General features: G+C 42.1%; 1 protein-coding gene. It reads right to left on the reverse strand.

The window, feature by feature from the left end; translation table 11 throughout:
• The coding region (locus PGQ33_RS16680; protein ID WP_270206121.1) for a DNA topoisomerase at nucleotides 1-1,188 on the reverse strand (1,188 nt) is incomplete at its 3' end.
• Nucleotides 1,189-1,194 lie beyond the last annotated feature (6 nt).

A 1,194-nucleotide genomic window follows, 5' to 3' on the forward strand; every position in this document is an offset into this window, starting at 1 on the left:
TTTTCTTGATACCAGATCCTTATAATGGATTTTTCCTTTAGACAGGAACTTCTTTGCTGTCTCCTTATCCATCTTTTTCCCTTGGCTTGCAAGAAATTTATCATTCTTCCATAAGGTAAAAGCACAGTTCCGGTCAGAACAGTAAAAGTTCACTTTTCCTTCCCGGACATCAGCTCCACAGCGGGGACATTTGCCAATGACTTCTCCTTTTGCCTTTCCCTGAAACTGATTTTTCTTCTCTTCTGAAATCCCCTGATATCTGGCAACCAGTTCCTGCATCAGCTCTGTAATCCCATTTAGGAATTCATCTGCTGTCTCTGTATTCTGGGCAATATGATTCAATGCCATTTCCCACTCTGCGGTCATCTTCGGAGATTTAATCTCATCCGGTAGAACCGTAATCAGCACATTTCCATCATCTGTCGGCACCAGATTTTTCTTTTCCCTTTTCACAAAACCAGACTGAATCAGTTTTTCAATGATTGCTGCCCTTGTTGCAGGAGTACCAAGTCCTTTCTTTTCTGTATCTTCGGTCAGCTCTTCATTCCCTGCACGTTCCATCGCAGAAAGCAGGGTATCTTCTGTGTACTGTTTCGGTGGCTGTGTAAAATGCTCCGATACAAAAGAATCACAGGGACCATAATGCTTGCCTGCCCAGATATCCAACTCCGGCTCTTCTTTTTCTGCAATGATTCCAAAGAACTGTTTCAGTTTTTTCTCAATTGTCTTGAACCCTTCCTGTTTTGTTTTCTTTGCATTGAGATAAAACGTATGATAATTGCAGGTAATCTGACATTTATGACTCTCATAAATATAAGGATCTGCAGTTGCTGTCAGAACCCTGGCACTGATCAAATACAAAATCTTGCGGCTTCGTTCTTTCAGTTCACCAATATCTGCTTTGGCTACTTCCATGGTTGGGATAATCGCATGGTGATCGGATACTTTCTTTGAATTTAATACCTTACTCACGTCCGGTTGATATTCCAGACCTTCAGCATAAGGCATTTTCCCAAATAACATCTGAATCAGAGTTTCTGTACTTTCTCCCATCTCATCTGTCAGATACTGGCTGTCTGTTCTCGGATAAGTGACAAGCTTCTGCTCATACATCTCCTGCACAGCATCCAATGTCTGCTGTGCGGTATAGCCAAACATTCTGTTAGCTTCCCTCTGCAGGGTGGTCAGATCATA

The organism is Coprococcus sp. AM100_B19A, assembly GCF_027662015.1.
GTDB classification, from domain to species: Bacteria; Bacillota; Clostridia; order Lachnospirales; family Lachnospiraceae; genus Allocoprococcus; species Allocoprococcus comes.